Source organism: Falsiphaeobacter marinintestinus (genome assembly GCF_007923355.1).
Taxonomy (GTDB): Bacteria; Pseudomonadota; Alphaproteobacteria; order Rhodobacterales; family Rhodobacteraceae; genus Phaeobacter_A; species Phaeobacter_A marinintestinus.
Map to the genome: position 1 here is coordinate 209,670 of NZ_VOGO01000005.1, position 25,893 is coordinate 235,562.

Annotated in this window: 24 protein-coding genes; 14 read left to right on the plus strand and 10 right to left on the minus strand. The window is 58.9% G+C overall.

Features of this window, described 5'->3' with window-relative positions; translation table 11 throughout:
- The first annotated feature begins 70 nt into the window (after positions 1-70).
- From fghA to FOY56_RS12915, 5 genes are all read left to right on the plus strand, one after another.
- A complete protein-coding gene (gene fghA / locus FOY56_RS12895; RefSeq protein WP_146346253.1) occupies positions 71-901 on the plus strand; it encodes an S-formylglutathione hydrolase in 831 nt (276 codons plus the stop codon).
- A gap of 6 nt (positions 902-907) precedes the next feature.
- The gene (locus FOY56_RS12900; protein WP_146346254.1) at positions 908-1,363 is read left to right on the plus strand and encodes a YaiI/YqxD family protein; all 456 of its coding nucleotides are present in this window, start codon (positions 908-910) and stop codon (positions 1,361-1,363) included.
- Positions 1,364-1,434: 71 nt separating this feature from the next.
- On the plus strand, positions 1,435-2,058 hold the full coding sequence (locus tag FOY56_RS12905) for an HAD family hydrolase (RefSeq protein WP_146346255.1): 624 nt from the start codon (positions 1,435-1,437) through the stop codon (positions 2,056-2,058).
- Positions 2,055-2,972: an ornithine cyclodeaminase family protein gene (locus tag FOY56_RS12910; protein WP_146346256.1), complete on the plus strand. Its 918-nt coding sequence runs from the start codon at positions 2,055-2,057 to the stop codon at positions 2,970-2,972. Before FOY56_RS12905 ends, FOY56_RS12910 begins: the two co-directional genes overlap by 4 nt.
- A complete protein-coding gene (locus FOY56_RS12915; RefSeq protein WP_186766328.1) occupies positions 2,969-3,898 on the plus strand; it encodes an alpha/beta fold hydrolase in 930 nt (309 codons plus the stop codon). The genes FOY56_RS12910 and FOY56_RS12915 overlap by 4 nt, the downstream gene beginning before the upstream one ends.
- On the opposite strand, the gene FOY56_RS12920 is transcribed toward FOY56_RS12915, so the two are convergent.
- Entirely contained in the window at positions 3,895-5,145 is a 1,251-nt protein-coding gene (locus tag FOY56_RS12920) for an MFS transporter (protein WP_146346257.1), read from the minus strand. The two genes, FOY56_RS12915 and FOY56_RS12920, sit on opposite strands and share 4 nt — an antisense overlap.
- A 156-nt stretch (positions 5,146-5,301) precedes the next feature.
- On the opposite strand from FOY56_RS12920, the gene zapE reads away from it, so the two are divergent.
- Both zapE and FOY56_RS12930 read left to right on the plus strand, forming a co-directional pair.
- On the plus strand, positions 5,302-6,366 hold the full coding sequence (gene zapE / locus FOY56_RS12925; RefSeq protein ID WP_146346258.1) for a cell division protein ZapE: 1,065 nt from the start codon (positions 5,302-5,304) through the stop codon (positions 6,364-6,366).
- Between the two features lie 162 nt (positions 6,367-6,528).
- Positions 6,529-6,987 carry a GNAT family N-acetyltransferase gene (locus FOY56_RS12930; RefSeq protein ID WP_146346259.1) on the plus strand — a complete coding sequence of 153 codons (459 nt, stop codon included), beginning with the start codon at positions 6,529-6,531 and terminating at the stop codon, positions 6,985-6,987.
- A gap of 78 nt (positions 6,988-7,065) precedes the next feature.
- Here the strand turns inward: FOY56_RS12930 and FOY56_RS12935 are convergent, their stop codons facing one another.
- The 4 genes from FOY56_RS12935 to FOY56_RS12950 form a co-directional block, all read right to left on the minus strand.
- Complete coding sequence (locus FOY56_RS12935; RefSeq protein ID WP_146346260.1) at positions 7,066-8,340, minus strand: bifunctional folylpolyglutamate synthase/dihydrofolate synthase; 1,275 nt, start codon at positions 8,338-8,340, stop codon at positions 7,066-7,068.
- The gene (gene accD, locus FOY56_RS12940) at positions 8,337-9,287 is read right to left on the minus strand and encodes an acetyl-CoA carboxylase, carboxyltransferase subunit beta (RefSeq protein WP_146346261.1); all 951 of its coding nucleotides are present in this window, start codon (positions 9,285-9,287) and stop codon (positions 8,337-8,339) included. Before accD ends, FOY56_RS12935 begins: the two co-directional genes overlap by 4 nt.
- 63 nt (positions 9,288-9,350) lie before the next feature.
- On the minus strand, positions 9,351-10,238 hold the full coding sequence (locus FOY56_RS12945; protein ID WP_146346262.1) for a CPBP family intramembrane glutamic endopeptidase: 888 nt from the start codon (positions 10,236-10,238) through the stop codon (positions 9,351-9,353).
- Complete coding sequence (locus FOY56_RS12950; RefSeq protein ID WP_146346263.1) at positions 10,231-13,344, minus strand: ABC transporter transmembrane domain-containing protein; 3,114 nt, start codon at positions 13,342-13,344, stop codon at positions 10,231-10,233. Before FOY56_RS12950 ends, FOY56_RS12945 begins: the two co-directional genes overlap by 8 nt.
- Before the next feature lie 171 nt (positions 13,345-13,515).
- Between FOY56_RS12950 and ilvD the strand changes: the two genes are divergently transcribed.
- The 6 genes from ilvD to FOY56_RS12980 all read left to right on the plus strand — a co-directional run bounded on the left by ilvD (position 13,516) and on the right by FOY56_RS12980 (position 18,911).
- On the plus strand, positions 13,516-15,279 hold the full coding sequence (ilvD, locus tag FOY56_RS12955) for a dihydroxy-acid dehydratase (protein WP_146346264.1): 1,764 nt from the start codon (positions 13,516-13,518) through the stop codon (positions 15,277-15,279).
- Entirely contained in the window at positions 15,260-15,949 is a 690-nt protein-coding gene (locus FOY56_RS12960) for a hypothetical protein (protein ID WP_146346265.1), read from the plus strand. The genes ilvD and FOY56_RS12960 overlap by 20 nt, the downstream gene beginning before the upstream one ends.
- A gap of 67 nt (positions 15,950-16,016) precedes the next feature.
- Positions 16,017-16,778, plus strand: coding sequence for a DUF6478 family protein (locus FOY56_RS12965; RefSeq protein ID WP_146346266.1), 762 nt, complete (start codon positions 16,017-16,019; stop codon positions 16,776-16,778).
- Positions 16,779-16,789: 11 nt separating this feature from the next.
- Positions 16,790-17,164: a hypothetical protein gene (locus tag FOY56_RS12970; protein ID WP_146346267.1), complete on the plus strand. Its 375-nt coding sequence runs from the start codon at positions 16,790-16,792 to the stop codon at positions 17,162-17,164.
- A 269-nt stretch (positions 17,165-17,433) separates the two neighbouring features.
- Positions 17,434-18,144, plus strand: coding sequence for a hypothetical protein (locus FOY56_RS12975; protein ID WP_146346268.1), 711 nt, complete (start codon positions 17,434-17,436; stop codon positions 18,142-18,144).
- Positions 18,141-18,911, plus strand: a complete 771-nt coding sequence (locus tag FOY56_RS12980; protein ID WP_146346269.1) for a hypothetical protein — start codon at positions 18,141-18,143, stop codon at positions 18,909-18,911. Before FOY56_RS12975 ends, FOY56_RS12980 begins: the two co-directional genes overlap by 4 nt.
- A 78-nt stretch (positions 18,912-18,989) precedes the next feature.
- Here the strand turns inward: FOY56_RS12980 and FOY56_RS12985 are convergent, their stop codons facing one another.
- Genes FOY56_RS12985 through gpmI form a run of 3 tightly spaced genes read right to left on the minus strand, consistent with a single transcriptional unit; the run spans position 18,990 to position 22,982 of the window.
- Positions 18,990-20,327: a S41 family peptidase gene (locus tag FOY56_RS12985; RefSeq protein ID WP_146346270.1), complete on the minus strand. Its 1,338-nt coding sequence runs from the start codon at positions 20,325-20,327 to the stop codon at positions 18,990-18,992.
- Between the two features lie 7 nt (positions 20,328-20,334).
- Positions 20,335-21,468, minus strand: a complete 1,134-nt coding sequence (locus FOY56_RS12990; RefSeq protein WP_146346271.1) for a murein hydrolase activator EnvC family protein — start codon at positions 21,466-21,468, stop codon at positions 20,335-20,337.
- Positions 21,465-22,982, minus strand: coding sequence for a 2,3-bisphosphoglycerate-independent phosphoglycerate mutase (gpmI, locus tag FOY56_RS12995; protein WP_146346272.1), 1,518 nt, complete (start codon positions 22,980-22,982; stop codon positions 21,465-21,467). The genes FOY56_RS12990 and gpmI overlap by 4 nt, the downstream gene beginning before the upstream one ends.
- A gap of 84 nt (positions 22,983-23,066) precedes the next feature.
- Here gpmI and FOY56_RS13000 point away from each other — a divergent pair, with 84 nt between their 5' ends.
- On the plus strand, positions 23,067-23,669 hold the full coding sequence (locus tag FOY56_RS13000; RefSeq protein ID WP_146346273.1) for a VOC family protein: 603 nt from the start codon (positions 23,067-23,069) through the stop codon (positions 23,667-23,669).
- A 64-nt stretch (positions 23,670-23,733) separates the two neighbouring features.
- Here the strand turns inward: FOY56_RS13000 and FOY56_RS13005 are convergent, their stop codons facing one another.
- Entirely contained in the window at positions 23,734-25,161 is a 1,428-nt protein-coding gene (locus FOY56_RS13005) for an amidase family protein (protein WP_146346274.1), read from the minus strand.
- Positions 25,162-25,188: 27 nt separating this feature from the next.
- The gene (locus FOY56_RS13010) at positions 25,189-25,893 is read right to left on the minus strand and encodes an ABC transporter ATP-binding protein (protein ID WP_146346275.1); all 705 of its coding nucleotides are present in this window, start codon (positions 25,891-25,893) and stop codon (positions 25,189-25,191) included.

Sequence of the window (25,893 nt, forward strand, 5' to 3'; positions counted from 1 at the left end):
TCAAAAACCAACTCTGGACGCGCGTGCGACTGCCCGCTAGCCATAAGCCAGATTCACACGGAGACGCGACATGGAAACCCTTTCGGAAAACAAGTCATTCGGCGGCACGCAAGGCGTCTATCGACACCGCTCCTCAGCCTGCCAGTGTGACATGACCTTTGGTCTTTTTATGCCGCAAGAGGCGCAGGATGGCCCAGTGCCAGTGCTTTGGTACCTGTCTGGCCTGACCTGTACCCATGAAAACGCGATGGTCAAAGCGGGCGCTCAGGCCTGGGCCGCCGAACAGGGCATTGCTTTGGTGTTTCCCGACACGTCGCCAAGAGGCGAAGACGTCGCCGATGATGAAGCTTATGATCTGGGTCAGGGCGCTGGGTTCTATGTGAATGCCACGCAATCCCCGTGGGCACCGCATTTCCAGATGTGGGATTATATGGTCGATGAACTGCCCGCGTTGCTGGCGGACAAATTCGCGCTCGACATGGACCGTCAATCGATCACGGGACACTCGATGGGGGGGCACGGCGCGTTGACTATGGCAATGAACCTGCCGGGACGCTTCCGGTCGGTGTCAGCATTTGCTCCGATTTCTAACCCAACCGCGTCTGATTGGGGGCGCAAGCAATTGACGGCCTATCTGGGCGATGACGAAGCCGCTTGGGCCAAACATGACTCGTCATTGCTGATGCGCGACAAGGGTTTTGACGGCCCCATTCTGATCGATACCGGCACCAACGACCAGTTTCTTGACTTGCTCAAGCCTGAAGCATTGGCTGCCGCTGTCGCCGAACGCCGCCAACAGGCCATTCTGCGGCTGCAACCGGGGTATGATCACAGCTATTTCTTCATCTCGACCTTTATGGAAGATCACGTCACCTTCCATGCCGAGGCGCTTTGGAGCTGATTGCAGATGCCCGCGCTTTTCATTGATGCCGACGCCTGCCCCGTTCGGGGCGAGGCCGAGCGTGTAGCGACGCGGCACAAGCTGAAGATGTATGTCGTCAGCAATGGCGGTTTGCGACCGTCGCAGAATCCGCTAGTCGAAAACGTGATCGTCGCCGATGGCGCTGACGTGGCCGATATGTGGATCGCAGACCGCTGCGGCCCCGGCGACGTGGTCGTCACCGCCGATATTCCACTTGCCGCGCGCTGTATCGAAGCGGGCGCGCGTGTTCTGCGGCACACAGGTGATGCCTTTACCGAAGGTAACATCGGACAGCAGCTGGCGATGCGCGATCTGATGGCAGACCTGCGCGCTGCCAACCCGCTTGGACAGGGCGGCGGCGGAAAAGCCTTTTCAAAGGCCGACCGATCCCGTTTTCTGGACTCGCTAGAGCGCGAACTGAGAGCCGCCGCCAAAAAATGACGACCTGAAACGAATTGGTTACCGAAGATTTGACATAAAGCTAAAGCCTCTGAACCATAAGCGGAGCAGACATGCGACCTGAAGCAATTGTTTTTGACATTGGCAACGTTCTGATCGAATGGCAGCCGGAACGGTACTACGACAAGGCAATCGGCGAGGATCGTCGCCGGGCCATGTTCGCTGAAATCGACCTGCACGGCATGAACGACAAGATCGATCGGGGCGCAGGTTTTCGCGATACGATCTATGACTTCGCCGAAAAATACCCCGACTGGCGCGACGAAATCAGGATGTGGCACGACAACTGGATCGAAATGGCCTCGCCTGCGATCCCGCACTCGGTGCGTCTGCTGACAGCATTGCGGGCCAAGGGCGTGCCGGTTCTGGCACTTTCAAATTTCGGAATTCAGAACTTTGCCTTCGCGGCGGACGAACACTATCCTTTTCTGCACGGCTTCGACACGCAATACATCTCGGGACACATGAAAATGGCGAAACCCGATCACGACATTTACGAAGCGGTCGAGGCCGATTGCGGATTCTTGCCGCAAGCCTTGCTTTTTGCCGATGATCGCGCGGACAATATCGAAACTGCGAACAAGCGGGGCTGGCAGACGCATTTGTTTGATGGCCCCCAGGGATGGGCCGACCGGTTGGTGGCCGAGGGCATTCTGACGCATGAGGAAGCCAAATGACGATACCGTTCATACCCTTTGCCGAAGGCGAAGCCCTGCTTGACTGGATCGAGCTGACCGACACCTTGGCGGTCGGGCATACGCTGCCAAAAGCCGAAATCGGCGATACGTTCCTGTATCGCGGTGCTGACACTATGTTGTCGCGATCGGCCTGGATCGACGGGCTGGGGCTGGCGGTGAAAACCGCGACGATCTTTCCGGACAATCCCAAGGCGGGCCAGCCGATGATCAACGGATCGGTGTCGCTTTTCTCTGATCAGGACGGCACAATCTCGGGTTTGATCGACTTTCACTTGGTCACCAAATGGAAAACGGCAGGGGACAGCCTTTTGGCCGCGCGACGACTGGCCCGCCCGGACAGCAAACAGATCCTGATCGTCGGGGCTGGTACAGTCGGTCGGTCGCTGATCGAAGCCTTTTCCGCCGGGTTTCCCGATGCGCGCTTTTCAATCTGGAACCGCACCATGTCAAAGGCCGACGCATTGGCCGCCGAATTCAGTCATGTGACCCCTGCCCCCGATCTGGAAACTGCAGTAGGGGCAGCAGACATCATCGTGAGCGCCACCATGTCGACCGAGCCCGTCATCAAGGGCGACTGGTTGAAGCCAGGTCAGCATCTGAACATGATTGGTGCCTATCGCCCGGACATGCGCGAGGCTGACGATACCGCCCTTCAACGTTCAAAGATCTACGCCGACAGTTTTGACACCACGCTTGATCACATCGGAGAGCTGAAGATCCCGCTTGAAACCGGCGCGATCACACGGTCCGACGTGCTGGCTGATTACTATGACATGGCCGCGTTCCAAACCCAAAGCAATGACGACATCACACTGTTCAAAAATGGTGGCGGCGCACATCTGGACCTGATGACCAGCCGGTATATCCTTGATCGCTGGACCGCTGTGCAATGAACTATCTGATCCCGTTGTTGTTTCTGCTGCTGATCGCGGCCCCCTACGTCGCTGAAGCCGCGCGCCGGAAAATGAACGCGGACAAAAGACGCGACGCAGATGGCGAATTTGCCGAACTGTCCCAGGGCGTCACGCATTACACTTGGTCGGGCGGAACGCGAGGGCCGGTGGCCGTCTGTGTGCACGGTCTGACCACGCCGTCTTTTGTCTGGCAGGGGATGACCAAGGGCTTGGTTCTGATGGGATACCGTGTCCTGACTTATGATCTGTATGGGCGTGGATATTCGGATCGCGTCCCCGGGCGTCAGGACAAGGCGTTCTTCCTGCAACAGCTGGAAGATCTGCTGGCCGATCAAGAGGTCGGCGACGACGTGACCCTGATCGGGTATTCCATGGGCGGTGCCATCTCAACAGCCTTTGCAGCCGTGCACCCCGATCGGATACGCCAATTGGTTTTGATTGCACCTGCCGGCATAGGAAAAACCTTCCAGGGTTTGACGCGGTTCATTGTGCGCGTGCCCATTGTGGGAGACTGGCTGATGCTGGCGTTCTTTCCACGCACGCACCGCAAGACTCTGCTGGCCGACCGGGATCAACCCAGCTCGGTTCCGGGGATCACAGACTTGATCCTTCGGGAAATGTCATTTCGAGGGTACATTCCTGCAGTTCTGTCCAGCATGCGTGGGATATTAACCGAAGCGCTTGAACAAGAGCATCGAACCATCCACCGGGCTGGCATCCCGGTTCTGGCGATCTGGGGACGCGACGATTCGGTGATCCCGCTGAGCGCGATGGGCAAGATGGCGGAGTGGAGCCGCAGTGCCCGCCATGAAGTGATTGACGGGGCCGGTCATGCCCTGACCTATTCGCACACTGACGACGTTCTGGACGCGATGCGGCAGGCGTTGCTGGACGGGCCGATCTAAGCCCGTACTGTCGCTGCCCTCTGGCCTAACGGTACTTCTCTGATCGGCAGGTGAACCAGCGCGCTGAACGCCCCAACTCCGACGCCAATCCACCAGACCATCGTGTAGTCGCCGAATACGTCATACATGCGCCCGCCAAGCCAGACCCCAAGGAACCCGCCAATCTGGTGGCTCAGAAACACGATACCGTACAGCGTGCCCATGTAACGCAACCCGTAAATATGCGCGACCAACCCTGAAGTCAGCGGCACAGTCGCCAGCCAGAGCGACCCCATCGCAATCGAGAAAAGGATCACGGAAAGCGGCGTGATCGGCAAAAGGATAAACGCGGCGGCAACGACGGTCCGGGCAACATAGATGCCCGCCAGCAAGTATTTCTTGGAGTAATATTTACCCGCCCATCCCGCCGTAAGCGTGCCCGCGATATTGGCCAGACCGATCAGGGCAATGGACATCGCCCCCAACGCCGACGTGGTCGTCACGCCGATACTGTACAACGCGCTGCCCGGCTCGATCGGTCCACACATCTCGGTCACGAAGGCCGGGAAATGCGCGGTGATGAATCCCAGCTGATACCCGCAACTGAAGAACCCCAGAAAGATCAGCGTATAGGACGGATCGCGGAACGCCTTGACCAGAACCCGGCCCATGGATTCTTCCAGTTCGGCCTTGTTGGCCAATTTCGGCCCGCGCAACAACGGCACCACCATCACAAGCGCAAGGATGACAAAGGCAAAGACCACAAAGGTCTCCTGCCAACTGAGAAACGTCATCAACCACTCTGCTGTGGGCGCACCGACCACTTGCCCTATGCTGCCCGCTGCCGTGACGATGGCCAGCGACATCGACCGGTTTTCGTCTGACGACGCCCGACCGACCACACCCAGCACGACGCCAAATCCGGTCCCCGCGATGCCAAACCCCACCAACCACGCATATAATTGGAGTTCCGTGGGAGTCGTCGACCAAGCGGTCAGGACCATACCGCCAGCATAGATGATCGCGCCGGTAATGATCGCCTTGCGGTCACCAATCTTCTCAGCAATTGCGCCAAAAATCGGCTGCCCGATCCCCCACGCCAGATTCTGGATCGCGATAGCAAGCGAGAACTCGGCCCGGGGCCACCCGAATTCGGCAGCAACAGGAATCTGAAACATGCCGAACGATGCGCGGACGGCGAAACTGACCATGATGATGATGCAGCCAACAATCAGAATCGGCGAAATCAAAGAAGCGGAACGGGGCATTACAAAACTCTCTCAGCGCAGGTCAGACCCTAGCGTTCAAAAATGCACCGTCAATTCAGCTTTTTTGACGCGATAGGTCAGCGATTCTGATGAATTGGTCCAGCCCACATCGCACAGTCACTTTTCAACAATGACCACCCGCGCTATGCGTTCGGTATGAGCGACGCATCCTCCCTTTATCACGCCCGTATCGCCGCTGGCGACCTGTACCATGACGACGCGCAAGAGGCCGTCATGCCGGAATTCGACCGGATCGGTTCCGGTCTGGCCGCTGCCCCTGTGAAGCGCGGCCTGTTCCGCAAAAAAGCGCCGCCGCCACCCAAGGGGCTGTACCTGTGGGGCGGTGTCGGTCGGGGCAAATCAATGTTGATGGACCTGTTCGTCGACTCGCTTGAAGGCACACCGGTTCGGCGCGTCCATTTCCACGCTTTCATGCAAGAGATCCATGCCGCAATGCACGAGGCACGTCAGTGCGGAGTCGACGATGCGATTGCCCCGGTGGCTGCCGATGTGGCCGCGTCGGTCCGGGTGCTGGCGTTCGACGAAATGCAAATCACAGACATCACTGACGCAATGATCGTCGGGCGTCTGTTCGAGGCACTTTTTGCGGCCGGAGTGGTCATCGTGACCACGTCAAACCGGGTGCCGGATGACCTGTACAAGAACGGGTTGAACCGACAGCTGTTCCTGCCCTTCATCAAACTGATCAAGGAACAGCTTGTCGTCTGGGAACTGGTCAGCCCTACGGATTATCGCCAGAATCGCCTGCAGGGCAGCCCGGTCTACTTCACGCCAATCGGCCCCGAAGCCCGCGAAAAAATCCATATCGTGTGGGAACACCTGACGGGCGGACCGGCCAGTGAACTGGTGCTACAGGTAAAAGGCCGCGACGTGATCATCCCGCAGTTCCGCAACGGAGTGGGCCGCGCCAATTTCTATGATCTCTGCGGCAAATTTCTCGGCCCCGGTGATTTCCTCGCCATCGCTGACGCGGTCAAGGTTCTGATCCTGGAAGATGTCCCGCGCCTGTCGCGATCAAACTTCAACGAAGCCAAACGCTTCGTTACGCTGATCGACGCATTGTACGAGGCAAAAGTTCGGCTGATCTGTTCCGCCGCCGCCGAGCCCGAGATGCTTTACGTCGAAGGTGACGGCGCATTTGAATTCGAACGCACCGCCTCGCGCTTGCGCGAAATGCAAGCCGAAGATTGGGGGAGTTGACCTACCCCACTGGCAGCGCTAACGTCGCGCCATGACCCATGCCGCGCATCAGACTTGGTATTTTAGCACCCGATATTGACGGCGGGTTTTCAGGTATTTCCGACACTCCGCCCTTGAGGGCGGTTTTTTTTGTCTTTGAGGGCCAACCTTCAAGGACACGTTATGACCCTCCCCAAAATACGCAGCGCACTTCCTGGCGACTTGCCCGCTTTGGTCGATATGATCGCAGCACTTGCCGCCCACCACGACGATTCGTCGCCTATCACCCCGGCAGCCCTCTCCCGCGACCTGTTCAGTAGCCCAGCTTGGGCAAAGGTTCTTGTGGCAGAAGACCGGAATGGCCAACTGGCCGGATATGCAGCCCTGCTGCCGCGCTACAGACTGCAATTTGGCCAGAAAGGACTGGACCTGCACCATCTGTTCATCCGTCCTGATTGGCGCGGTCAAGGGTTGGGCAAACAATTGATCAAGGCCTGTCTGGCCATTGGGCAAGAAATGGGATGCAAGGCGATGACCGTGGGCACGGCCCCCGAAAACGAAACCGCTCAGGACATCTATGCGCACCTCGGGTTTCGCCCCAGCCCCGCATCCGGTCCGACATTTGTCTACCCGCTTGAATGACGGGGCTTGTCATCATCTCTTTGAAAATACTCCGGGGGAGAGGCCCGCAGGGCATCGGGGGCAGTGCCCCCTCTTTGCCTATCCGTTTTCGCGCAGCACCGCGCCGGCCAGGTACAGTGAGCCACAGATCAGCACCCGGGCCATGGGATCGTCCGCAACGATGCGCGCCAGAGCCTGGGAAACGCTTTCGGCCTCACCGGCTGTCATGCCAACGGAACGGGCCGCCGCGCTGGTGTCGGCGGCTGGCAACGTATTCGCCTCACCGGGGATCGAAACAGCCGTCAACGACGCGGCCAATCCGGCCAGTGGGCGCATGTATCCGGTGACGTCCTTGGTGTTCAGCATCCCGCAGATCAGATGGGTCGGGCGCTCAGGAAGACGCGTGAGTGTATCTGCTATGGCCTTTCCAGCGGCGGCATTGTGCCCCCCATCCAGCCAGATTTCGGCCTGAGGCGCGGCCTCGGCCAGAGTGCCAGAGGTCAGGCGCTGCATCCGCGCGGGCCATTCGGCTTTGCCTACAGCAGCCTCATATGCCACGTCGCCCATACCCAGATGCCGCAGCGCTGCCAGCGCAGCCCCTGCGTTCTGGATTTGGTGCGGTCCCGGCAAGTTTGGCAATGGCGGGTCACACAGACCGGTTTCGTCCTGATAGATCAGGCGTCCGCGTTCTTCGGTTACGTGCCACTGCTGACCATGCGCAATCAGCGGCGCGCCAAGACGGGCAGCAACATCTTCGATCACCTCCATCGCAGCCTCTTGCTGTGGGCCGACGACGCAAGGCACACCACGCTTGATGATCCCGGCTTTCTCGAAGGCGATCTTTTCCAATGTATCACCAAGAAACTGCTGATGGTCGATCGACACCGGTGTGATGATGGTCAGCGCGGGCTTGTCGATCACGTTGGTCGCATCCAGCCGCCCACCAAGACCGACTTCCAACAACGTGAAATCTGCGGGGGTCCGGGCAAAGGCCAACAAGGCGGCACAGGTGGTGATCTCAAAATAGGTGATCCCGACGCCACCATTGGCCGCATAACAGTCATCCAGAACCGCTGTCAGGTCAGGTTCAGAAATCAGCTGCCCGGCCACGCGAATGCGTTCGTGAAACCGTGCCAGATGCGGCGAGGTATAAGCATGCACGGACTTCCCGGCGGCTTCCAACCCGGCACGGATCATCGCCTGCGTCGATCCCTTGCCATTGGTTCCGGCAATGTGAATCACCGGCGGCAGGTCATTCTGAGGGTTGTCCAAAGCCTCCAACAGTCGCCAGACCCGGTCCAGCGTCAGATCAATGATCTTGGGGTGCAGGGCCATCATCCTCTCAAGGATGACATCCGATGTCGGCCCGCTCATGCTTTTGGGTCTAGGTCTGCAGGTGCGGTCTTTTCGACAGGTTCGGCCACCGTTTCTTCGGTCGGATCAGGTGGAGGCAGATCACCCCGGATCGCAGGCGGCAGGCCCAGCAGCATCCGGGTGATGGTGATCAGCTCTTCGCGCATCTGGCCGCGCGGCGTGACCCGGTCAAGCATCCCGTGATCCAGCAGGTACTCGGCGCGCTGGAACCCTTCGGGTAGCTTTTCGCGAATGGTTTGCTCAATCACGCGCGGGCCTGCGAAACAGATCAGCGCGTTGGGTTCGGCGATGTGGACGTCCCCCAACATCGCGTAAGACGCCGTGACACCGCCGGTCGTGGGATGGGTCAGAACCACGATATACGGCAACCCGGCCTCTTTCAGCATCTGCACGGCCACAGTTGTGCGCGGCATCTGCATAAGCGACAGGATGCCTTCCTGCATGCGTGCACCACCGGCAGCAGAGAACAGGACCATCGGTCGCTTCAGTTTAACCGCTTCTTCGGCGGCGGCGATGATTGCGTTGCCGACATACATGCCCATGGAGCCGCCCATGAACGAAAAATCCTGACACGCGACCACGATGGGGGTGCGCCCGATTTCCCCGGTGGCGACAAGCATAGCCTCTTTTTCGCCGGTGTTTTTCTGCGCCGTCTTCATCCGGTCCGGATATTTCTTCTGATCCCGGAAATGGAGCGGATCTGCCAAAGGCTCGGGCACGCTGATTTCGGCATAAATGCCGCCATCAAAAAGCGCTTCGACCCGGTCCCGGGGGCTGATCGCCATATGGTGGCCGCAGCTGGTGCAGACGTTCAGGTTGTCTTTCAGCTCACGGTGAAACAACATCGTGCCGCATTCATCGCACTTCTGCCAAAGGTTTTCAGGTACCTCGCGGCGGGAGAAGATCGAATTGATCCGGGGCCGGACGTAGTTGGTGATCCAGTTCATAAAAAGCCTCAGGCAAACGTGGTTTGTCGTGGCTCAGATAAGCCTGTGCAGCCACAATTGCAATCAACGGCGTAGAGCAAGCCGCGCAACAAGCCAGCAAACCACCATCATTGCGAAATCTACCATCAGCCAGCCGCGCATGACGTCAGTGTCATCCATGCCGTAGGGCAGCAGGAAAAGCGACAAACCACTCAGGTTGCCAGGGACCGAAACAATAAGGATAGCGATGAGATTGTTAAAGAAATGCACCGCAATCGCCGGGCCAAGCGTTCCGGCCCGCGCGGTCAGATCCGCCGACAACATGCCGAACAACCCTGCCCAAAGCGCAACCATCACCGCGTTTTCCCCGGCCTGAACCGGAAGGTAGTGACCAAAGGCAAAAAGTAGAGATGGCACCCCGATCCAGATCGCCGGGTGGCTGAAGCGGGCCGCCAAAGCTTGCTGCATGTACCCGCGAAACAGAATTTCTTCGGCGCTGGTCTGGATCAGCAACGCCCCAAGCGACAACGGCAGCAGCATCAACCAGACGGCCACCGACAGGTTGGGTTCCATCGGGTCGTCCATGCCATAGGGCGGCAACAGGAACACAGCGACCATCAGCGCAAGTAAACGCCAGAACACGCGCCAGAACTGCCGCAACGCCAACCCATATGGCCCGATAACGCTCTGAAACGTTCTGTGTTGCAGGTTGCGGGCGGCAACCGCCACCGCAATGGTGACAAACCCGAAAGCCATCAACAGGACCAGCAGTTGGCCCGGTTTGCTGCCTGTTTCCAGACCGATGACCCATTCCATCGGCATCATCGACGTCAAGGCCGCAATCAGACTGGCGTTCAGACCCAGTGTGATGATCCCGATCAGGATCAGCCCACTGATCAGCCGCCAAAGCTGCGGGTACGCTCGGGCCGGGGCGACCAGAACTTCGTGCCAGTCATAGGCGCGTCTAGTCATTCACCTGCTCTCCGAACGTCTCAAGCGAAATCGGGCCGGCATCCGGGTCGGCATAGTCGGCCAGATTCACCTGCGCCATCTGCAACAATTCCGCGGCACCTGTCAGATGCATTGCGACGCTTTCCAGCAACTGAACCGCAACGGTTGCGTCGCTTTCAATCACCGCGCGGAATTCCTCGGCTCCGATCCGAAGGAACGTTGTAGGTTCGGTGGCGACCAGATCCAGACTGCGTTTGTCACGAGTGATCACGGCCAGATCACCGATCAATCGGCCCGGCGCGACATGGGATATCGGTACCGACCCAGGTTGGGCTTCGGGCCAGCGCAGTTCGGCGTGGCCTTCCAGACACAGGTAAACCGCGTCAGCCGCTTGATCGTGCGAGAATACGTGCTGCCCTTCGCCCGCTTCATACCATTGCGCGCTATAGGCCAGCAGTCGCTGGTTGCGGGCATCGAGTTGCCCGAACAGGTCGGTCGATCCGATCAGGGTCAGCTTGCGACTCAGATCGTTTGACTCATCGTCGTTCTCAAACGCTGATCGGGCAATACCGTCAATCCGCCCGTCATGGATCTCGATATAGAGGTCATAGGCCTCGGGATGGGCAAAACTGTCTTCCATGAAGATCATCGTCGATTTCGGCAGCAGTTCGCGCAACCTTTCGCGGGTGCTTAAGCGACTTGCAGAATCGTGGCTGGCCAGCACGTGGTCCATGATCAGAATGTCAGGCCGTTTGATCCCTGCCCTGCTAAACGCAGCCCGTTCCTGAAACACCGTCGGCAGATTTGCCCCTCCCAACCCGGTGGGCAAGTCATAGGTGATCGCCGCAACACGCTGTCGCAACCCATGCGCAATCAGCGCGTCGGCGACGATGTTTTCGATCGCTTCGGCATAGGCACCAGCCATCGCCGATACCCGACCATAAATCGCGTTTTCGACCACAGTCAGCCTTGGGATGTATTGATCGGGCGTAACCGGAACAAATTCACGACCAAGATGCGCGCGCAGCCAAACCGCCTGCGACCGGCGGATAGACAGGATCTTTTCCTTGTATTCTTCGGGGAAGTCCGGCCCGATTTGTTCCGCTGTCAGCGTGAACGGGACCGTCAAAAGCAGTATACGGTCTGCGTCGCTCAGCTTTGCCGCCCGGCTGTGCTGAACCCGCTCAGCCAAGGCCGAAAGCCTCAGATACAAATCGGGGTCCAGCCCCAGCTTCAAAAACAGCGGGTGTTCGGTTCCGTCGCGCCCAAAGGTCCGGTTCAGGGTGTCGATGACACCCAGCGAAATTGCCATCGTGTCTTCGACCAGATCTTCTTCGCGCAGGAGGTCCACAAACACTTGTTCTTGCTCAAGGTTGAGTGTCTCGAAGTCGTTTTTGGGGGTGGCGAACAACAGGTTGCCAGCCAGTGGAATAGCAGGGTTGAACTGTTCGGGGTCAAAGTGATGAACGAAATGATCCAGCTTTGCCTGTATCAGGCTGTCGTGGATTTCAGGCCGCAAATCGACAATTTGCCTTGCCAGCGCCGGATGAACATCGGGATCGAACCGGGATCTGAGTGTGCGGCGGAACATGAACTCGTCGATCCCCATGGCTTGGACCAGACGGAACCACCAGTCCCGGATATCATCGCCGTCAGTCAGACCCGCGATGGCCGGGTCGATCCAATTGGCGTTGATAAGATCAAGGCTGTTGCCAGACCGCTCAGCCTCGGTCACGACACGCTTTCTGCGGACAGGGTCCCACGGGACTTCCTGTGGCCTGACTTTCAGCGGCATCAGCAGATTGTCCCCCAACGTCCCGTCAAACAGGTACGGGCGCGAATGGGCATATCCGATCCGGGCGGCGATAACTGCCTGATGCAACTCGCTCAGTGAGTGGCCCGCGACAATCACCTGGCCGCGTGCAGGCGTGATTTCGCGAGTCAGCAATTCTCCCAATGCCTTGCGCTCGGAGGCTCGGGCGCTTTGGATCGCCACACGCGCGCCCGCTGGGATGGTCAGGTTGATGTCCTCAAGGATTGCGTTGCCATCCTGATCGCGCACGGTGATGTTTTGCAGCTCCAGATCACCCAGCAGGCGCGGCGTGCTTGTCGGCTCACCTTCAAACAACTCAGCAGGAATCATGTTGCGTGGCGCAAAACGTTCGGTGACAACATCCCAGCGCAACGACATGTCCTGCACCTGGTTGTAATAGAACAGCAGTTCTTTCCACGGCGAACTCAGGTCCTTGTATGCGCCCAGCGCAGCAACCAAAGCCCCCACCGTGATCTGCCCCTGAATGGCCAGAACACCGCCCACCGAGTAGAACAGAAACGGCGTCATCTGGGTGATCAGGTTGTTGAGGAACTTCATAAAGAACTTCTTCTGATAGATCCGGAACCGGATCTCGAACAACCGGCCCAGACGATCAGTGAACAAGGCCATCCGGTACCGCCAGCCACCATTGGCCCGCAGATCGCTGATGCCTGCCGCGCTTTCCCCGATTTCGGTGGCCAGATGGCGCACCTCTTTGATGCGGTCCTTGTTCAGCAGGTTGATCTGGCGTTGCAGCATCGGGATCAGCCAGGCCTGCAACGGGATCAGCGCGACCGAGGCCAGGCCAAACCAGACGCTTTGCATGAACAGAAAGATGACGATCGTCAGCATCTGGCCAAGTTGGAACACCGGCTGCGCGACCGCATCGCCCATCAGCCCGCCCATTGGTTCGGCCTCGGACGTGATCATCGACACCAGTTCGCCCTGACTGGTTGTGCGGAAATAGGGCGCGGGGAACCGCATCATCCGACCGATCAACTGATAACGCAGCCGACGCAGCATCCGTTCAGACAGCACGCCTTTCTTGGTGTTGATGTGCATCTTCATCAAACCGCTGATCAGAACGGTGCCCAGAAACGCGAAACACAAGACCATCAGGTACTGCACCTGGCTCAGTTCGACTCCATAAACATCAACTTGCGCCGTTGACGACCCGATGGCGTCGTTGATGATGCGTTTGGGCAGTTCCAGGGACGCGTATAGAAACGGGAACGACACCAGCGTCAGCACAAGCAACCACAGTTGCTCGCGCTTGGAGTGCTTCCAGATAAAGGAGAACAGTGTCGGTTCCATACCTCTGGACAGGCTCCTTCGCGACCTTTGCGGGCCGCGTTTGCGGCTGCCAGACGGTAAGCACTGGCAGGGTCGAATACAAGTTGCACAACCCTGAAAAGTGCAATCGCCCTTGTACCTTGCAAGGGGCGGAGCTATTGCAGAACAAGCTATTTTTTCGGGAGGCCAGCCATGAACAAGCGCGTCTTTGACAAGTCAAAACTGCCCAGTCGCCACGTGACCGAGGGACCGGCCCGCGCGCCGCATCGGTCGTATTACTATGCCATGGGCATGACCGAGCACGAAATCCATCAACCGCTGGTCGGCGTCGCCACCTGCTGGAACGAAGCCGCGCCCTGCAACATCTCGCTGAACCGTCAGGCTCAGGCTGTGAAGCTGGGCGTGAAAGCCGCTGATGGCACCCCGCGTGAATTCACCACCATCACCGTCACGGACGGCATCGCGATGGGGCACGAAGGCATGCGGTCATCGCTGGCATCGCGCGAGGCGATTGCCGATACCGTCGAGTTGACCATGCGCGGCCACTGCTATGACGCCATTGTCGGCCTTGCGGGCTGCGACAAATCCCTGCCGGGCATGATGATGGCGATGGTGCGCCTGAACGTTCCGTCCGTGTTCATCTATGGCGGGTCGATCCTGCCGGGCAAGGCGCCGCAAGTCGATGAGATCCCGGAAGACTTCCGGTCGCGCGATTTGACCGTGCAGGACATGTTCGAAGCCGTCGGGCGCAATCAGAATGGCACCTTGTCAGACGCGGCCCTTGAAATGCTGGAACGCGTCGCTTGCCCAAGCGCAGGCGCCTGTGGCGGTCAGTTCACCGCGAACACCATGGCCTGTGTGTCCGAAGCCATCGGACTGGCCCTGATGAATTCGTCAGGTATGCCCGCACCGTATGAAAGCCGCGACCAATACGCCGAAGCGTCGGGTCAGGCCGTGATGGACCTGCTGGAACGCGACATCCGTGCCCGTGACATCGTCACCCGCCAGTCGCTGGAAAACGCAGCCCGCGTCGTCGCCTGCACAGGTGGGTCGACCAACGCCGGTCTGCACCTGCCGGCCATCGCGCACGAGGCCGGGATCGAGTTTTACCTCGACGATGTCTGCGAAATCTTCCGCGACACCCCGTATTTCGTCGACCTGAAACCGGGCGGCCAATACGTCGCCAAGGATCTCTATGACGCCGGTGGTATTCCGGTGGTCATGAAAGAACTGCGCAAAGCAGGGCTGATCCACGAAGACTGCATGACCGCGACAGGCCGTTCCATCGGCGAAGAACTGGACATGATCGACCGCGAGGCCGACGGCAAAGTCATCTATCCCATCGACGCCCCATTGACCAAAACCGGCGGCGTGGTTGGACTGAAGGGCAACATCGCCCCCGAAGGTGCCATCGTGAAAGTTGCGGGCATCCCGTCACAAAACCAGGTCTTTACCGGCCCTGCACGGGTCTTCGAATGCGAAGAAGACGCATTTGAAGCGGTCAAAGAGCGCGCCTACAAAGAAGGCGAAGTCATCGTGATCCGCAACGAAGGCCCCGCAGGCGGCCCGGGCATGCGCGAAATGCTGGCCACCACAGCGGCGCTTTCCGGCCAGGGTATGGGCAAGAAAGTCGCCCTGATCACCGATGGCCGGTTCTCGGGCGCGACCCGTGGGTTCTGCGTGGGACATGTCGGCCCCGAAGCAGCACAAGGCGGCCCGATCGCATTGCTGAAAAACGGCGACGCGATCACCATCAACGCCCTGACCGGCGATATCAACGTGGATCTGACAGACGAAGAACTGGCGGCCCGCAAAGAGGCCTGGGCCGGCCCGCGCGAGACCATTTATGCGTCCGGTGCTTTATGGAAATTCGCCCAGTTGGTTGGCGCCACCTACAAAGGGGCGGTCACTCATCCCGGCGGCGCGGCCGAGAAACATGAGTACATGGAACTCTAAACCGCTGTTGGTCGCACTCGGGCTGTTGTTACTGACCGGGTGCGACGACGCGCCAGCCTTGTTAAAGGCTCAGGATTCCCCCCAACAGATGACACTTGTGGATCTGGCTGGCGGGGACGTTCTTTTGTCAGCACCCAGAGGGTATTGCATCGATCCAAGCTCCGTGCGCCGGTCTACAAACGCTGGTTTTGCCTTGCTGGCCCGCTGCGATGCTTTGGGTGTCAAAGGCTTCTTTGCTGCACAAGAACTGGCGTTGATCACGGTCACGACGGCCCCTCAGGATACGGGCGCAACCGCGCCGACACTGGACGATCTGATCGCATCCGCATCACCGTCAAAAATCATAGAATCAAAGCATGCCGATGGCCTTCCGCTGATCCGGCTTGCCACAGAGCAAAGCGTGACTGACGGGCTTAGCCCTGAACATTGGCGCAGTGCCTTTGCGCTGAACGGTCAACTGGTCGGACTTGCCTTGTATGCCCCCGAAACCAGCCCGGCGCTTGGCAGTGACGGGGCCCGGATTTTGGCGGAACTGGCCAACCTGACACGCCGCGCCAGCGCCACCGCGCGCCCCACCCAGCCCGCGAAAACCGCTGAAACACCCGAGACCGGGAAGCCCGCCGAAGCAAATAAATCGCCTTTCAAAGTGATTACCGGTTTATTTGAGTGATCGCATTCCGTTAGATATTGGGCAAAGCAACAGACGTAACCACGCGCCAAGCGATGGGAAAACAAAAATGAGCAGACCATTCGACCTGCTGTTTCAAACCAATGCTCTGCGCAAATGGCGCCGCGCTGCGCGTGGTGCGGATCAGGCAAAGCTGACCGACCTGCGGACCCAGCGCAACGACGCGCGACAGTTGCGCGCGCATCTTGATATGCTGATCCATACAGCGGACGGGCGGCTGGCTCTGCCCAAGGTCGGATCGTCCTTCTTTCCCAAACCGCATGGCACGGACTGGTCGTGGCGACCCGAACTGTGGCGCGGCCCTTTGCCAATTCCCGGCCTGTCCTCGGCCCCGCCAAAGTCCAGACTGGGCGATGAAGTCACCCTGTTTCACGACTGCGAGTTTTCAGAACTGACCCTGCGCCAGCTTCGCAATCTGCGTCAGGAAGATCTGGCCCCCTATGGCCTGCGCATGGACGTTTTCAAATTCGACGGCTCGTTCCTGTCGCTGGTGATCGACCTGCCGCTGGAGGCCTCCGAAGGGCTGACCAAGTCGCATCTTCTAAGGGTCGGCACCATTGTAGAAATGGAAAAACCACTCGAAATCTTTGCGCGCCTCAACATCAAATACGGGCCCAATACCGAACAGATCGTGCGGGAACTGCCCCTGAACGAAGAAGATATCATGGTCGAATTCGACCTTGCTTATTCCCGGCTGAACGAAAAGCGGATCGAAAAGGTCTGGCTGGATCTGATCTTTGAAGCGCCCGACATGAACCAGGTGATCCTGCGCGATCTCAACTTTTCCCGATACAGACGGGCCGCCATCTAGGAGCCGTGACGATGAGCAATCTGACGCTGAAAAAAATTCGTCTGCGCAATGGCGTATGGGAGGGGCGGCTGTCTGGCGGCTCTGGCCTTCAACGCCCGGAAATACAGGTAAAGTACCTGGATCTTCCGGTCGAAAGCGTGTCGGTGATCGAAAGCGACGAACCCGGAAGCTGGGACGTATCCATTCCGATCCCGACCCACTCAGTCGCGGACGGGGTGCAGACCTTTGTCATTTACGATACGATTGGCGAAACTAAGCTGGGCGATTTTACCCTGATCGCAGGCGAGGCTATTTCGGACGACCTGCGCGCCGAGATGGAGTTGCTGCGGGCTGAGCTGGACATGCTGAAACGCGCGTTTCGTCGGCATTGCCTTGAAACGATGTAATTTTCTTGCCTGTGGCTGTCTGACTCTGATTCAATTTCTGACATAGGTCTCTGATTATCTTTGAGGCCAGACGCGCCTGCCAGACGGCCTCCAGCCCTGCCGATTGACCGGCGTCTGGCATCGCGACAAACCAAACAGCGTTTTCGGTAAAGGCTTGATTTTCAGGTCATTCAAAGCAAGCTTCACTGCGGGAATTCTTATTTCAGGACATTTCAACCTTGGCAGGCGCACGGCTCTTACTGGCACTTTTGATCGCTGCATGTGCGAGCTTGGCCGCTGCTGACGATGTGGCCTTCAAGAAACAGCAACCCTTTTCCGCGCGCGGCGCGCAACTCCCGCTGATCCTGTATCTGCGCCTGACAGATGAAAGCCAGAACCGGCTTGGCGTCGATGCATTTGTCGACCTCAGATCTGTTCAACGCAACGTGGCCGGGCTTTTGTCTGGCGTGCTCGAAGAGACATGCAGGCTTCAGATTGCCTTGGCGATGTCAGACGCAAATGCCACCGGGAATGCAGTCACTGTGCGCGGCCAGGTTCAGGCCAAGCTGTTCGCCTGTAACACAAAAGACCCCAAAACTCACTATCGCGGTGTGCTTCTGCTGGGCCAGAACGTGAACTTCACGGCAACAGCCAAGGCGATGGCCAGGGGAAAGTGCATTCGCTTTCAATTGGTTGACGTCGCGCTTGATCCACTTGGTTTTCTGGGCGGGCTCGCTGATCTCTTTGGTCTGACCGAAAAAGCGACCGACCTGATCCTTGAAAAGGGCGGCGAAGTTCTGGCCGATCATCCAGTCTGCCCGGAGTTGCCCCCATCAATTGCGAGCCTCGACCCGAGGTTTTACGCTGGCGGCGTTCGCGAAATCGACGATGGCGGGTTGGGCGTTGCCTTGCAGGGGTCGGTTGACACCAGCGCCGCGACACTTTTGGACCTGATCCGTGGCCTTGATCAAAAAGGCTTGTTGGGGAGCGCCGAGCAATGAAGAGACTGCGTCGACTGGTACATGGTCTTGCGTTGGCCACCCTGACCTGCAGCGCCACAATCGCGGCGGAAGTTGTCGATCTGAGGTTTCAACGCAGTGTGGATATCAAGGGCGCAGACGTTCCTTATGACCTGCGCTTTCGCCTTACTGAAGTCGCTTTGACGCGTATTGGGGTCGAAGCCCTTCTGGATCTGCAAGCGTTGCAGACCGCCATCGTACAGGCATACGACGGAGACACTCTGATTGATGTCTGCAACAGCAAGATCCGACTGACAGGCGTAACGATAAAGGCGCAAGATGAAGATGTTTCTGTCGAGGCCGGGATGAGTGCCGAGTTTTTTGACTGCGCACGCGAAGGATTGCGTGTCGCTGATCGCGGCGAGCAACTATTTGCTCAGGATGTCAGTATCAGCGCAACGGCGTCTGCACGGATCGAAGAACAATGCGTGCAGTTCGAACTCGACGATGCGCGGGTTAAGTTGACCGGAGCACTGGAACCCACTGCGGACCAGCAAGAGTATCTGGATCAGGCACGGAACGTGTTTCTGGCTGCCGTCCATGCTGGTCTGGACAAGCACCCGATCTGTATCGACCTACCGCCCCAATTGGCATCTCTGCGACCCAGCTATGATGACGGTGGCACGCGTGAATTGGGGCAAGGCGGTGTCGGGGTCTATTTTCTTGGCTCGGTCGAGGTCAGTACAGCCGCAATTCTGGACGTTCTGCAAGTGCTGCAAAGTAACGGTGTGCTCCCGCCCCGACCGTGAATTGACGTTGAACCGCCCCAATGAAAAAGCCGCGCCCTGAAAGGCGCGGCTTCGATCTGTTTTCTGACCGTCTTACTCTTACTTGTTCGGACCCAGCGCTGACAGGCCTTTCAGGATGTCGATGGCATAGGCCAGCTGATAATCCTGCTCACGCAGTTCTGCAGCAGCTTCGGCCTTGGCGCGGTCTTCTTCGATCTGGCGAATTTCGTCTTCGGACAGGCTGTCGTTGTTCAGACTCCCACGCAGATCGGCTTCGGACCGGGTGCTGCGGGCATTGGTTTCTTCCTCGTCCTCGGATGCAGGCTTGCGACGGGGCTGTTCAACCACGATGTCCGGGCTGACACCCAACGCCTGGATCGAGCGACCTGACGGTGTGTAATAGCGTGCCGTGGTCAGGCGCATCGCGCCATCGCCGCGCAACGGCATCACGGTCTGGACCGAGCCTTTGCCGAAAGATTTGGTACCCACCACGATGGCACGGCGGTGATCCTGCAGCGCACCTGCCACGATCTCAGAGGCCGAGGCGGAACCGCCGTTGATCAGAACGACCACCGGTTTGCCTTCTGCCAGATCGCCCGGGGTTGCATTGAAGCGTTCCCCATCCTCGGGGTTGCGGCCCCGGGTCGATACGATCTCGCCCTTTTCAAGGAAGGAATCCGACACCTTAATCGCCTGTGTCAGCAGGCCACCGGGGTTGTTGCGCAAGTCCAGAACGATGCCGTTGATCTTGTCCATCCCGCCAGCTTCTTCGATCTGTTCGGCAAGGGTCGCCTCAAGGTTGGGCGTTGTCTGATCGTTGAAGGTCGTAACCCGCAACACCACTGTGCTGCCTTCTGTGCGGGCGCGCACGGCTGTCAGCTTGATCGTGTCGCGAATGATCGACACGTCGAACGGCTCATCTTCGCCTTCGCGCACGACGGTGATGATGATTTCCGACCCGACAGGACCACGCATCAGATCGACCGCGTCATCCAGCGTCAGGCCCAACAGGCTTTCGCCATCCACATGTGTCACGAAATCGCCGGATTCGATCCCGGCCTCTTCCGCCGGAGTGCCGTCGATCGGCGACACAACTTTGACAAAGCCCTCTTCCTGCGTGACCTCGATACCCAGACCGCCGAACTCACCCCTTGTCTGCACGCGCATCTGCGCGGCGTCATCGGGCGAAAGATAGCTGGAATGCGGATCAAGCGAGGTCAGCATACCGTCAATGGCGGCTTCAATCAGTTCGGCCGGTTCAACGTCTTCGACATACTGGGCGCGAATCCGTTCGAATATGTCACCGAACAGATCCAGCTGTTCGTACACATTAGAGGTCCGCGCGCTTTCCTGCGCGACCAGTGGCCCGGCGATCTGTGTTGTTGCGATGACGCCTGCCACCGTACCGCCCAATGCGGCCATCAAGAATTTCTTCATGCTCGTCTCATCCATCCTTGTCGGTTTGGAACCACGTTTCCGGGTTCACCGGGCTGCCGCCCTGTCTGATCTCTATATAGAGCGTTTCTGACCGGTCAGTTCCAGCCCCATCACCGCTTAGTGACAGAATTGCTCCGATTTCAGGCACTGCGCCCCCCATCAACCCGACCGGAGAGCCCGCCGGGATCACTTCACCGGCCTCGCCATAGACCTCAGCCAGTCCGGACAGGATGATCAACATGTCGGGCTGCGGCTCAAGAATCATGACATTGCCAAGGTTCAGAAGCGGACCGCGATAACGGATCGTCGCTGCGGTGGGTGACGTGACAAGGGACCGGGGCCGGGCTGCCACGATGATGCCTTCGCGTTTGACACCTGCGGCATCCGCCTGACCGGCCTTATGCAAGACCACGCCCTGCACAGGTAACGCCAGCGTACCTTTGCGATAGTTGATATCGGCCGGAAGCGGTTCGATTTCGTCTTCGGTGATTTCGGCCAGGCCGCTGGCAAACCCTTCGAGCGTTTCAGTCGAAGAAATCAGAATCGCCGTGCGCACCGGGTCTTCGGTGAAGCGACGCGGCAGGCTGGTGCGGTCGGCAATGGCTTTGCTAAGCGACGCGCGGGCCTCTTGCGCGCCGCTGAGCCCTTTCTCCAGTGTCCCAACTGCGGATTGCTGAAGCAATCGCAGGGTTTGAACCTCTTCCAGATCTGACTTCAACTGTTCCGCGCGGGCCTGCACGGCTGGTGTCACTTCGGCCAACATCATGCCCGACCGGGCCGCGCCCATTGGCCCTGACGGGTGCAACAACAACACCGGAGGGGGCGAAGTTTCGATGGTCTGAAGCACGCCCAGCAACTGGGCAATCTCGTCCTGACGCGCCTCAAGCTGTTGAGTGAGCTGGGTTTCCCGGCGGGCCGCGCGGCGCAAGCCATCGCGCATCGCCTCAAGCCCGGCCTCGAAGGCCTGAATGGTTTCCGTCAGCGCCTTGACCCGATCACGTGCGCTGGTTGCGCCCTGCAGGGATAGCGTGGCGTCCTCAAGCAACAAAGCCGCGTCGCGCGCTGCGGTTGCCGGATCGCTCTGGGCACCGGCAGCACCGGCGCTCAGGCAGAGCATCAGCAAAAACGCGCGAAACATCATACGATCAGGCTTTCTCCGGTCATCTCGGGTGGTTTGGGCAGTCCCATCAACTCAAGGAGCGTGGGGGCCAGATCAGCCAACCGCCCGTCGCGCAGTTGAGCGCCCTCGGGTCCGCCAACCAAGATCACAGGCACCAGGTTCAGGGTGTGTGCCGTGTGCGGGCCGCCCGTCACCGGATCGATCATGGTTTCGCAATTGCCGTGGTCCGCTGTCACGATCATGGCCCCACCGGCTTTTTCAATGGCAGCAACAACTTGACCTAATCCCTGATCGACAGCTTCGCAGGCTTTGATCGCGGCTTTCAGATCGCCGGTGTGGCCGACCATATCGGGGTTGGCGTAGTTGGTGACGATCAGATCATAGCCGTCTTCGATCGCCTTGACGAAATGGTCGGTGACTTCGGCAGACGACATTTCGGGCTGCAAGTCATAGGTCGCGACCTTGGGCGATTGCGCCATATACCGATCTTCGCCCATCTCGGGCTGCTCTTTGCCACCGTTCAGGAAGAAGGTGACATGTGGGTATTTTTCGGTTTCGGCCAGATGAAACTGTGTAAGCCCCTGTTTTGAAACCCACTCGCCAAGTGTATTGACGATATCACGCGACGGAAACACCGTGGTCATATAGGCGTTATGATCGTCGGAATATTCCACCATGCCCAGCATGGTCGACAGCTTTGGGCGGGCGCCGATATCAAACGCGTCAAAGCCGGGTTCTCCTATGGCGCGCAGGATTTCGCGGGCGCGGTCGGCCCGAAAATTCAGGCAAAAGACCCCGTCACCGTCCTTCATGCCATTGTAATCATTGAGAACTGTGGCTGTGATGAACTCATCACTTTCTTCTCGCTGATAGGCGGTGTCGACGGCTGTATGTGCGTTCGGAGAGCGACCTCCTTTGGCGTGGACCATCGCGTCATAGGCTTCTTTGACGCGTTCCCAACGGTTGTCACGATCCATGGCGTAGTAACGGCCTGTTACCGTGCCGATCACTGCGCCTTTGGGCAGGGCGTCTTCCAGTTCTTCGAAATAGGTGAAGGCCGATTTCGGGGCCACATCCCGTCCATCCGTGATCGCATGCAGCACCACAGGAACCCCCGCATCCGTTATCGCGCGGATTGCGGCGCTGATGTGGGTGAGGTGCCCGTGCACGCCGCCATCGGACACAAGGCCCATCAGATGCGCAGTGCCACCACCATCTTTTACCCTACCGATGAAATCCTGCAAGCTGTTGTTCGAAAAGAAACTTCCGTCTTCAATTGCCAGATCGATCTGACCCAGATCCATCGCCACGACCCGACCGGCACCAATGTTTGTATGCCCCACTTCCGAGTTGCCCATCTGCCCGCTGGGCAGGCCAACATCAGGACCGTGCGTGATCAATCGTGCGTGCGGACCATTGGACATGATCGCGTCAAAGGTTGGCGTGTTCGCAAGATAGGGTGCGTTGGCTTTGGTGTCGTCGCTAAGGCCCCATCCGTCGAGGATGCACAGGACTACGGGCTTGGGTGCGGTCATCATGCGGCTCCGGCAAACTGCTCTTGTGCGCCTTCTACCTCTTGCCCGTCAGAGGGTGAACCGTCTTTTTTGTACAGGCCCACAATGAGCGATGTTCCGTTTTGTACAAAACCCAAAGGGGGCTATTTAGCGGGCATCGCGCTTGGACCCGGACCCTGTGGACAAGCCGCGATCTCCATACCCACAATCGCATTCTTGGCGACACGCCTGAAAGATTGCCGGAGGTCCGGTTTGCGGGGCATTGCGGACTTTGAAGGCGTCTGCCACTTTACTGGAATTGGAGCAAAGGATTATCCTGTGAGCGGCGAAGACTTCTCAGATGCGGGGCAACATTCGATTACGCCTTACTTTACGGTTCAAGACGCGGATCGGCTGATGAACTTTCTTGTTGGTGCGTTCGGCGCAACGGTGGTCAAGGAAAGCCGATACGATGATAACAGTGTTCAGCACGCACGCTTACTGATCGGCGACTCCTTGATCATGTTGAATGAATGCACTGACGAATATCCAGCCAATGTTTCTCAGATGCATATTTATGTCGAAGATGCAGACAAAGCCCATCAAAGGGCGCTGCGATTAGGTGCTACTAATTTGATGAAGCCCAACGACCGGGCGCATGGGGACAGAATGGCCGGTATCAAAGACCCATGTGGCAACATCTGGTGGATCGCAACACATCACTCCTAGGAGAGACCGCAGATCTGTCAAAAGGAGGCCTGGGCTCCGAGCCGACATTGGGGTGATTTGATCGTCAGGCGAAATCCGGGGGCGGAACAAATCCGCCGAGTTGCGTTTCGACGGCGCGCGCGAAGGCCAGAGCGGTGTGATCGCGTCCGTGGCCTGCGATGGCTTGGTAGCCGACGGGCAGATGATTGACGAAACCGGCAGGGCCGACGGCGGATGGCAGGCCGACGACTCCGGAGTAGCCTGACCAGAACAGCTGCAGCATTTCGGTTTGGGGGTGTCCGTTGATCGGGATGACCCGTGTGTCGCGGGGGCCGTTGTGATCGTGCGGGAAGGCCGCACTGGCGCTGACCGGGGCCAGCAGGATGTCCCAATCAGCAAAGAAATCATCGAACCGGGATCGCGCGATGGCGCGGGCATCGTTGGCGACCAGCCATTCGGCATGGCGCATGGATTTGCCAGCCGAGCGGGGGCGCATGATGCGTTTGGCCTGCACGCTGCCCGAGGCTTCGATGCGGGCGATTTCAGCCTCGACGTCGGCCTGCGTGTACCCAAAGGACAGGGCCGCGCCGAGCAGTGTCAGGTAAAGGTCGAAGTGCGCATCGCTGTCGATATCGGGCCTGGTGTTTAGGGCGACAGTCGTGCCGGCCTGTGCCAGCCGGTCGGTGAAGTTGGCAAGCTGGTCAAGATAGGGTTGGTCGACCGGGCAGACCGGATCGCCCAGCATGACCGCGACACGGAATTGTGACAGGTCGGTTCGGTCATCGCGCGGGCCGGTCGATTGCGACAGGACATCGAAGGCGGTGGTCAGATCAACGGCGCTGCGGGCCATCGGGCCGGTGACGGCGATGTCGATTTCCGTGTGCCAGTTGGGTGGCAGATGGCCGATCATGGGCACCACGCCCCATGTGGGTTTCAGCCCGAATACACCGCAATAATGTGCCGGGTTTCGAATGGATGATCCGATATCGCTGCCGGCCTCAAGCGGGGTCATGCCCGTCGCCAGTGCAGCGGCGGATCCACCGGACGAGCCGCCCGGCGTGCGGGTTTGATCCCACGGGTTGTTGGTGGTGCCGTAGATGTCATTGAAGCTTTGCCATTCGGCCAGATTGAGCGGGACGTTGGTCTTGCCAAACACGTTTCCGCCCGCGTCAAGGTAGCGTTGGGCAACCGGTGACGGTGTTTCCGGGATGTTGTCGGCCCATGCCGGTACGCCCCAGGTGCTGGGTGATCCCGGCCAGTCGAAGGCTTCTTTCAGGGTGACCGGAACACCGTGGAACGGGCCGCGAAAGTTGCCTTGCCTGGCTTCCTGATCAAGGGTGTGGGCGTGGGTCAGGGCACCGTCACGATCCTGCCAGATGATCGCGTTGATGGCCGGATTGATCTGATCGACCCGGTCGAAATGGGCCTGAAGCAGAGCGGTGGCCGAGGTATCGCCCCGCCGGATGGCAGCCGCCATGTCGGTCGCGGTGGCGAAGGGATCATCAAGCGGCATAGGGGTCTCCTGCGTGGTCTGGCCCGTCTAGCCCCCGAAATAGGCCTTGTTCAGTGCATCATCGGCGGCCAGTTCCTGTGGTGTGCCGCTGATCCTGAGGTGACCGGTTTCCAGAACATGCACGCGGGTCGCAAGCGACATTGCAAAATTGATGTTCTGTTCGGTGATCAGAATGGTCAAGCCGTCTTCTTCGTTCAGCCGTTTCAGGGTCGCGGCGATTTCGCTGCAGACCTTGGGCGACAGACCAATGGTGGGTTCATCGACCAGCAACAGGCGGGGCGAGGTCATCAGGGCGCGGCCCACCGACACCATCTGACGTTCGCCGCCCGACTGGGTTGCAGTTTCCTGAGTCGCGCGTTGCTTCAGCACCGGGAAAAGTTCGTGCACATGGGCAAGGTTGCGCCCGATGTCATCACGCGCGGTATAGCCGCCAACCAGCAGGTTGTCTTCCACCGTCATGAACGGGAACAAATGCGCGCGTTCGGGGGCATAGCCGACTCCGCGTTTGACGATCTCGCTTGAGTCAAAGCCGATCAGGTCCTGCCCTTCTAGTCGGATCGCGCCGGTGTTCTTGACCATGCCCATGATCGAATCCATCAGCGTCGATTTCCCGGCACCGTTGGTGCCGATCACTGCGACGATCTCGCCCTTGCCGACGTTGAAAGAGACGTTGTGCAGTGACTGGGCGCGGCCATAGAACGCCGAGAGATTGTCGATTTCCAGAAGTGCCAT

Coding starts and splice junctions, on each gene's coding strand:
- gpmI (WP_146346272.1), bottom strand. CDS start 22,982: ATGACCGCACCCAAGCCCGTAGTCCTGTGCATCCTCGACGGATGGGGC.
- FOY56_RS12915 (WP_186766328.1), top strand. CDS start 2,969: ATGAACTATCTGATCCCGTTGTTGTTTCTGCTGCTGATCGCGGCCCCC.
- ilvD (WP_146346264.1), top strand. CDS start 13,516: ATGAACAAGCGCGTCTTTGACAAGTCAAAACTGCCCAGTCGCCACGTG.
- FOY56_RS12910 (WP_146346256.1), top strand. CDS start 2,055: ATGACGATACCGTTCATACCCTTTGCCGAAGGCGAAGCCCTGCTTGAC.
- FOY56_RS12965 (WP_146346266.1), top strand. CDS start 16,017: ATGAGCAGACCATTCGACCTGCTGTTTCAAACCAATGCTCTGCGCAAA.
- FOY56_RS12935 (WP_146346260.1), bottom strand. CDS start 8,340: ATGAGCGGGCCGACATCGGATGTCATCCTTGAGAGGATGATGGCCCTG.
- FOY56_RS12970 (WP_146346267.1), top strand. CDS start 16,790: ATGAGCAATCTGACGCTGAAAAAAATTCGTCTGCGCAATGGCGTATGG.
- FOY56_RS12950 (WP_146346263.1), bottom strand. CDS start 13,344: ATGGAACCGACACTGTTCTCCTTTATCTGGAAGCACTCCAAGCGCGAG.
- FOY56_RS12980 (WP_146346269.1), top strand. CDS start 18,141: ATGAAGAGACTGCGTCGACTGGTACATGGTCTTGCGTTGGCCACCCTG.
- FOY56_RS12990 (WP_146346271.1), bottom strand. CDS start 21,468: ATGATGTTTCGCGCGTTTTTGCTGATGCTCTGCCTGAGCGCCGGTGCT.
- FOY56_RS12985 (WP_146346270.1), bottom strand. CDS start 20,327: ATGAAGAAATTCTTGATGGCCGCATTGGGCGGTACGGTGGCAGGCGTC.
- FOY56_RS13005 (WP_146346274.1), bottom strand. CDS start 25,161: ATGCCGCTTGATGATCCCTTCGCCACCGCGACCGACATGGCGGCTGCC.
- FOY56_RS13000 (WP_146346273.1), top strand. CDS start 23,067: ATGAGCGATGTTCCGTTTTGTACAAAACCCAAAGGGGGCTATTTAGCG.
- FOY56_RS12920 (WP_146346257.1), bottom strand. CDS start 5,145: ATGCCCCGTTCCGCTTCTTTGATTTCGCCGATTCTGATTGTTGGCTGC.
- zapE (WP_146346258.1), top strand. CDS start 5,302: ATGAGCGACGCATCCTCCCTTTATCACGCCCGTATCGCCGCTGGCGAC.
- FOY56_RS12945 (WP_146346262.1), bottom strand. CDS start 10,238: ATGACTAGACGCGCCTATGACTGGCACGAAGTTCTGGTCGCCCCGGCC.
- fghA (WP_146346253.1), top strand. CDS start 71: ATGGAAACCCTTTCGGAAAACAAGTCATTCGGCGGCACGCAAGGCGTC.
- FOY56_RS12930 (WP_146346259.1), top strand. CDS start 6,529: ATGACCCTCCCCAAAATACGCAGCGCACTTCCTGGCGACTTGCCCGCT.
- FOY56_RS13010 (WP_146346275.1), bottom strand. CDS start 25,893: ATGGCACTTCTGGAAATCGACAATCTCTCGGCGTTCTATGGCCGCGCC.
- FOY56_RS12900 (WP_146346254.1), top strand. CDS start 908: ATGCCCGCGCTTTTCATTGATGCCGACGCCTGCCCCGTTCGGGGCGAG.
- accD (WP_146346261.1), bottom strand. CDS start 9,287: ATGAACTGGATCACCAACTACGTCCGGCCCCGGATCAATTCGATCTTC.
- FOY56_RS12905 (WP_146346255.1), top strand. CDS start 1,435: ATGCGACCTGAAGCAATTGTTTTTGACATTGGCAACGTTCTGATCGAA.
- FOY56_RS12960 (WP_146346265.1), top strand. CDS start 15,260: ATGAGTACATGGAACTCTAAACCGCTGTTGGTCGCACTCGGGCTGTTG.